At 71.1% G+C, this 6,201-nt stretch carries 8 protein-coding genes; 3 read left to right on the plus strand and 5 right to left on the minus strand.

Annotation, left to right across the window (positions count from 1 at the left end):
- Position 1: 1 nt before the first annotated feature.
- Positions 2–892, minus strand: coding sequence for a tat pathway signal sequence (locus tag ACRC20_RS14250; RefSeq protein ID WP_438687043.1), 891 nt, complete (start codon positions 890–892; stop codon positions 2–4).
- Positions 893–903: 11 nt separating this feature from the next.
- Entirely contained in the window at positions 904–1,326 is a 423-nt protein-coding gene (locus ACRC20_RS14255) for an OsmC family protein (RefSeq protein WP_438687044.1), read from the minus strand.
- Positions 1,327–1,535: 209 nt separating this feature from the next.
- On the opposite strand from ACRC20_RS14255, the gene ACRC20_RS14260 reads away from it, so the two are divergent.
- The 3 genes from ACRC20_RS14260 to ACRC20_RS14270 are packed head-to-tail and all read left to right on the plus strand — an operon-like array spanning position 1,536 to position 4,175.
- On the plus strand, positions 1,536–2,345 hold the full coding sequence (locus ACRC20_RS14260; RefSeq protein WP_438687045.1) for an ABC transporter permease: 810 nt from the start codon (positions 1,536–1,538) through the stop codon (positions 2,343–2,345).
- The gene (locus ACRC20_RS14265) at positions 2,342–3,376 is read left to right on the plus strand and encodes a taurine ABC transporter substrate-binding protein (RefSeq protein ID WP_438687046.1); all 1,035 of its coding nucleotides are present in this window, start codon (positions 2,342–2,344) and stop codon (positions 3,374–3,376) included. The genes ACRC20_RS14260 and ACRC20_RS14265 overlap by 4 nt, the downstream gene beginning before the upstream one ends.
- Positions 3,360–4,175, plus strand: coding sequence for an ABC transporter ATP-binding protein (locus ACRC20_RS14270; RefSeq protein WP_438687055.1), 816 nt, complete (start codon positions 3,360–3,362; stop codon positions 4,173–4,175). Before ACRC20_RS14265 ends, ACRC20_RS14270 begins: the two co-directional genes overlap by 17 nt.
- Before the next feature lie 149 nt (positions 4,176–4,324).
- Here the strand turns inward: ACRC20_RS14270 and ACRC20_RS14275 are convergent, their stop codons facing one another.
- The 3 genes from ACRC20_RS14275 to ACRC20_RS14285 form a co-directional block, all read right to left on the minus strand.
- Complete coding sequence (locus ACRC20_RS14275) at positions 4,325–4,603, minus strand: hypothetical protein (RefSeq protein ID WP_438687047.1); 279 nt, start codon at positions 4,601–4,603, stop codon at positions 4,325–4,327.
- 51 nt (positions 4,604–4,654) lie between these two features.
- Positions 4,655–5,335 carry a response regulator gene (locus tag ACRC20_RS14280; RefSeq protein WP_438687048.1) on the minus strand — a complete coding sequence of 227 codons (681 nt, stop codon included), beginning with the start codon at positions 5,333–5,335 and terminating at the stop codon, positions 4,655–4,657.
- Positions 5,332–6,201: sensor histidine kinase (locus ACRC20_RS14285; RefSeq protein ID WP_438687049.1), on the minus strand; the 870-nt coding region annotated here is incomplete at its 5' end. The genes ACRC20_RS14280 and ACRC20_RS14285, both read right to left, overlap by 4 nt.

Here is a 6,201-nt window from a genome sequence, read left to right on the forward strand (position 1 = left end):
ATTAGCTCGACGAGCTCCCACCACCGCCGGGGTTGATCCCGCCCCTGGTGATACCGCCGCTGCTCGACGAGGACTTCCCGGTGGAGTCGCCGCCCGAGCTGTAGCCGCCGCCGCGCGAGTTGTAGCCGCCGCTGCCGCCGCCGCTGAGCCGGTTGCCGGAATACGGCGACGAGCCGAACCAGCCGCTGTTGTGGAAGATGTAGACCCCGCCCCCGCCGCCGAAACCACCGCCGCCGACGCCGCCCCCGCCGCTGTAGTAGCTGCTGGTGCAGTACGAGCTCGGCACCTCTTGCTGGTTGGCCTCGTCGTAGCACCGGCGTTCGGGGCTCGCGATGTAGACGAGCGCCACCACCCCGACGATGCCGACGACCGCGACCCCGCCGATGAGCCTGCGCCGCCATTTGCGCTGGTTCTCCTCGTGGAGCCTTTCGATTTCCCGCTGCCGCGCGGCGTCCTGCTCCGCCTGGTAGCGCGCCCGGGACTCGGCGAGGGTGGGCGGGCGGGCGGTGGTGGCCCCTGGCTCTTGGAAGGCGATGCTGCCGGCGCGGGGCGCGACGGGGGCCTCGGACGGCGGGACCGAGAACGGCGGGACCGGGTACAGCGGCGCGGAGCCCTCCTGCGCAGCCGCGCCGATCACCGGCGGCGGCGCGGCGAAACCAGATTCGGGGGCCGGGAACGGCGGCGGGGCTGAGAACGGCGGGACCGGGAATGCCTGAGCCGCCGACACTGGCTCGGCGGACTCGTCAGCGGAGCCGCGACCGCCGAAACCGCCCGTCTGCGGCGCGTCCTGCGCCGGATTGGAAGACTCGCCGCTGCCCTGCGCGGACAGCGGCTCCGACGGCTGGGCCGCTTCGAACGGAGGCTTCGGATAACTCTCCTGCTCCTGCGACACATCCATCCTTCCTACGAGGCGCCCACGGTGGTGTTCACAATATCGAGCGACACCGCAGCCCCCGCTTTCAGGGTGCGTCCCACGGTGCACACCCCGTCCACGGCCTTGGCCACGACGACGAGCAGCCGTTCGCGCTCCTCCTCGGAAAGCGCGGAGAGATCCACCCGCAGCTCCTCCCGCAACTCGGGGTACACCTCCCGCTCGCGGTCGGCTTCGCCGGACACGCCGACGACGGCGGCGTAGTCGTCGCCGAGCCTGCGGGCGAGCGGCGCGTCCGAGGACAGCCCCGTGCAGGCCGCGAGGGCGATCTTGAGCAGCTCGCCCGGTGTGAACGCCCCTTCGACCCCGTGCGAACCGATCTGGACCTCCGCGCCTCGGTCGTTGTGCCCCGTGTAGCGGCGCGTTCCGATCCTGCGCACGTGCAGCTCTGCCATGTCCTGCCCTTCTCTCTGCCTGTCGGCGATGTCGTCGACCAGGAGAACTCTGCCAGAGGGGCGCATTATTCCCCGCGCTCCCGCTCATTCGGCCACTCGTGATTTTGATCCGCCCGAGTGCGGCGCAGACCCGCCGACCTCGCCTGTTGCCCGGTCGGGCCCGGATCGCGGGCCTGACCGGCCTGCCCCGGGCGTTCTAGCCTTGGCGAGTGGATCCGACCGTCTCGCCGTGGCGACAGAGGCTGCGCCGGATCGGCCTTCCGGCGGTTTCGCTCCTCGTGTTCCTCCTTCTGTGGCAGCTCGCCGCCGCGAGCGGGGCGTGGAGCCAGACCTTCGTGCCGTTCCCGAAGACGGTCTGGGACAGCTTCGTCGCGCTGTCGACCACGCATGACGGCGTGCGCGGCTATCAGGGGTACCTGCTCTGGGAGCACCTGTACATGACGCTGCGCCGGGTGCTCTTCGGCGTGGTGGCGGGGGTCGCGACCGGGATCGCCGTCGGACTGGCGATGGGCACGGTCGGCTGGGTCCGGAGCCTGCTCGACCCGTGGCTGACCTTCCTGCGGACGTTGCCGCCGTTGGCCTACTTCCCGTTGCTGGTGATCTGGCTCGGCATCGACGAGGCGCCGAAAATCACCGTGCTGGCGCTGGCCGCGCTGCCGCCCGCAGCCGTGGCCACCACGGCTGCGGTGCTGTCCGCCCCGGTGAGCCTGGTCGAGGCGGCGCGCGCGCTTGGCGGGACGCGGGCGCAAGTGATCCGCGACGTCGTGCTCCCCGCCGCCCTGCCGGAGACCCTCACCGGAGTCCGGGTCGCGGTCGGCGTCGCGTACACCACCGTGGTCGCCGCCGAGCTGTTCAACGGCATCCCCGGTGTCGGCGGCATGGTCAAGGACGCCAGCAACTACAACAACACGGCAGTCGTGTTGGTCGGCATCATCGTGATCGGAGTGTGCGGATTCATCGTCGACGGTTTGCTCAAAGGCGCAGAGCGCGCCTTCATCCCCTGGCGTGGCAGAGCATGATCCGGACGGCCCTGGCCCGGGTCTTCTCGCTCGCGCTGCCTGTGGCGCTCGTTGGCGCCTGCGCCATCCACCCGCCGGGGCAGGGCTCGGGCAAGCCGGTGATCCGGATCGCCTACCAGACCTTCCCGAGCGGGGACCTGGTCGTGCGCCACCAGCATTGGCTAGAGGACGCGCTGCCCTCGTACACCGTCAAATGGACCAAGTTCGACTCCGGCGCGGATGTCAACACGGCGTTCCTCGCAGGCGAGATCGACTTCGCGGCCATCGGCTCCAGCCCGGTCGCACGAGGGCTCTCCGCCCCGCTGAACATCCCCTACCAGGTGGCGTTCGTGCTCGACGTCGCGGGCGACAACGAGGCGCTGGTGGCGCGCGACGGCTCGGGCGTCGCCTCGGTGGCGGGCCTGCGCGGCAAACGCGTCGGCACACCGTTCGCCTCCACCGCGCACTACAGCCTGCTGGCGGCCCTCGCGAAGGCCGGGGTCGCCCCCGAGGAGGTCCATTTGATCGACGTGCAGCCGCAGGCCGCGCTCGCCGCGTGGCAGCGCGGCGACCTCGACGCCGTCTACACCTGGCTGCCGACCCTCGACGAGCTGCGCAAATCGGGCAAAACCCTGCTCACCAGCCGTGAACTGGCGCAATCCGGCAAACCGACGCTCGACCTCGGCGTCGTCAGCCGCGCGTTCGCCGACCAGCACCCCGAGGTGGTGGACGTCTGGCGCAAAACCGAGGCCAAAGCGCTGCGGACCATCGCGGAGGATCCAGCAGCCGCCGCCCAAGCGGTCGCCGCCGAGATCGGGATCACCCCCGCAGCCGCGGCCGACCAGCTCAAGCAGGGAATCTTCCTCTCCCCCGCCGAGGAGGCCTCGGCGCAGTGGCTCGGCACAGCCGGGGCTCCCGGCGGCGTGGCCCTGAACCTGCTCGACGCGGCGAGGTTCCTCGTGGCGCAGAAACAGATCGCCGAAGCCCCCGGCGAAGCGTCGCTGCGCGGCGCGGTCTACACGAAAGGGCTCCCCGCTGTCCTCGACAATTGAACCGCTGCCTGCGGCCGAGCCCGCCATCCACGTCCAGGGCGTGACCCACCGCTACGGCAAAGGCGAGCGCGCGACGACCGCCCTCGGCCCGCTCTCCTTCGACGTGCCCCCGGGCGAGTTCCTCGTCCTGGTCGGAGCCTCGGGCTGCGGCAAGAGCACCCTCCTGCGGCTGATCGCGGGGTTCGAGAGGCCGAGCGAGGGCGTCGTGCGCCTTGCCGGGGCCGAGCCCCGGCCGGGCGCGAGCTCCGGCGTGGTCTTCCAACAGCCCCGGCTTTTCCCGTGGAAATCGGTCGGCGGCAACGTGGACCTCGCGCTGGAGTACGCCGGAACGCCCAAGCGCGAGCGAGCCGCCCGGCGAGAGGAGCTGCTGGCCAGGGTCGGGCTCGTCGGCGTGGCAGACCGTCGGACCTGGGAGGTCTCCGGCGGGCAGCAGCAGCGCGTCGCCATCGCCCGCGCCTTGGCCGCCGAGACCCCGCTGTTGCTGTTGGACGAGCCCTTCGCCGCGCTCGACGCGCTCACCCGCGAGCGCCTGCAGGAGGACCTTCGGATGCTCAGCGCGATATCGGGCAGGACCACCGCGCCGAACCAGACCAAGGTCTTCGTCACGCACAGCGCAGAGGAGGCCGCGTTCCTCGGCTCACGGATCCTCGTGCTGACCACCCGACCCGGCCGGGTGGCGCTGGACCTGCGCTCGACGCTGCCCCGCTCCGGCGTGGAAGCCGAGGACCTGCGCGGATCGCCCGAGTTCGCCGCGCTGCGCGCCGAGATCGGGCACGCGGTCAAGGAAGCGGCGGCGTGAAAATCGAAAACGGCGCCCTACCCGTCGTGCGCGCCCCATCCGGCGATGAGACTGCCAGCGAGCGAGCGAAGTTGGACGGCGGGCCCGTTGGCCGGGTAGAGACCGCCGAGCGCAAACGCGCCCACAATCGCTATGTGCAGTTGGTCTGCTCATAAGTCGCTGCCGGCGACACCAAGTCGCGCGGTCGAAGCGCGCAGCCTGCGCCGGAGCTCTTCCTCGTGCTCCAGGCAGCGCTCGTGGATCCCACCGGCCTGGGCGCTGTCGGACTCGGCTGCCGCGTTGACGAACGCGCAACCCCGGTAGCCATTCCTGGTCGCGAGCTCATGGACCCAGGCGAGCTGGGCTTCCAGCTCGCCTCGCGGATCGTCGTGCTGCGCGGCAGTCGCGTCCCAGCTCGCCCAGAAGTTCTCGTCCCGTCGTCCGAGCACAGCCAGGACCAGGTCGTCTTTGGTGGGGAACCAGCGGTAGAAGAGCCCGGCCTACGGCTCGAAGCGGTAGCCCATGCCCGCCTCGGTGATGAGGTGCCTTGGGTGCGCCGGGTCCGCCTCCAGCTTGCGCCGCAGCTGGGCGAGGTACACCCGCAGATAGTGCGTCTCGGTCTTGTACCCAGGCCCCCACACCTCGGACAGGATCTCTTTCTGCGAGACCAATTTGCCCTGGTTGCGGACCAGCAGTTCGAGCACGCCCCACTCGGTCGGGGTGAGGTGCGCGTCCCTGCCGTCCTTGACGACTTTCTTGGCGACGAGATCCACCACGAACGAGTCCGTGACCACCACCGGCTCGCCCTCGCCCTGGTTCCCCGCTCCTCGGCGCACCGCGGCGCGCAGCCTGGCGAGCAGCTCGTCCATGCCGAACGGCTTCGTGACGTAGTCGTCCGCGCCCGCGTCGAGCGCGTCCACCTTCTCGCTGGAGTCGGTCCGGGCGGAGAGCACGATCACCGGCACGTTCGTCCAGCCGCGCAGGCCCGCCAGCACCTCGAGGCCGTCCATGTCGGGCAGCCCGAGGTCGAGGACCACCACCTCTGGCTGGCGCTCCGCCGCGGCCCGCAACGCGCCCGCGCCGGTGGCAGCGGTGGTCACGTCGAAGCCGCGCGCGGTCAAGTTGATCCGCAGCGCCCGGAGGATCTGCGGCTCGTCGTCCACCACGAGCACCCGTGTCATGCTTCTCCTCTTTCACTCGCGCTCTGCCGTTTCGCCGCATTGGCGTCGGCCAGCCAGACTTGCAGCGTCGCGCCGCCGCCGGGGGTCTCGGCCACGATCACTTGCCCGCCCATCGCCTCGGCGAAGCCTCGCACCACCGACAGGCCGAGGCCGACTCCGACGGTGTTGTCCCGGTCCCCCAGCCGCCCGAACGCCTCGAACGCGCGCTCGCGCTGGTCCGAGCGTATCCCCGGCCCGTGGTCCACCACCGAGATCACCACCTCGCCGCCCTCTCGCTCCGAATGCACCGTCACCTGGGAGTCGGGCGCGTAGCGCAGCGCGTTGTCGATGAGGTTCGCGAGCACCCGCTCCAAGAGGCCGAGGTCGGCGACGACCGCGTTCACGTCCGGGGTCACCTGGACCCGTTTGCGCGCTGTCGCGGGCAGGCTCAAGATGGCGCGGTGGGCGACCTCGTCCACGTACACGCGCTTGCGCTGCGGCGTGATCACCCCGGCCGCCAGACGCGAGGAGTCCAACAAGTTCCCCACCAGAGCGGTGAGCTGGTCGGCGGACTCCTCGATGGTCGCGAGCAGCTCGGCGACGTCCTCCGGGGAGAACTCCACGTCTTGGCTGCGCAGGCTCGACACGGCGGCCTTCACCGCCGCCAGCGGGGTGCGCAAGTCGTGGCTGACCGCCGAGAGGAGCGCGCTGCGCAGCCGGTCCGCCTCGGCGAGCCCTTCGGCCCGCGCGGCCTCTTTCGACAGATCGCCCTGCCTGACCAGGGCAGCCGCTTGCGCGGCGACCGCTTCGAGGACGCGGCGGTCCCGTCCGGCAAAAGTTCTCGGCCCGTCAAGCAGGAGCGTGGACTCCCCGTCCGGGGAGTCCAC

The organism is Segniliparus sp. (assembly GCF_051660745.1).
Classification (GTDB): domain Bacteria; phylum Actinomycetota; class Actinomycetes; order Mycobacteriales; family Mycobacteriaceae; genus Segniliparus.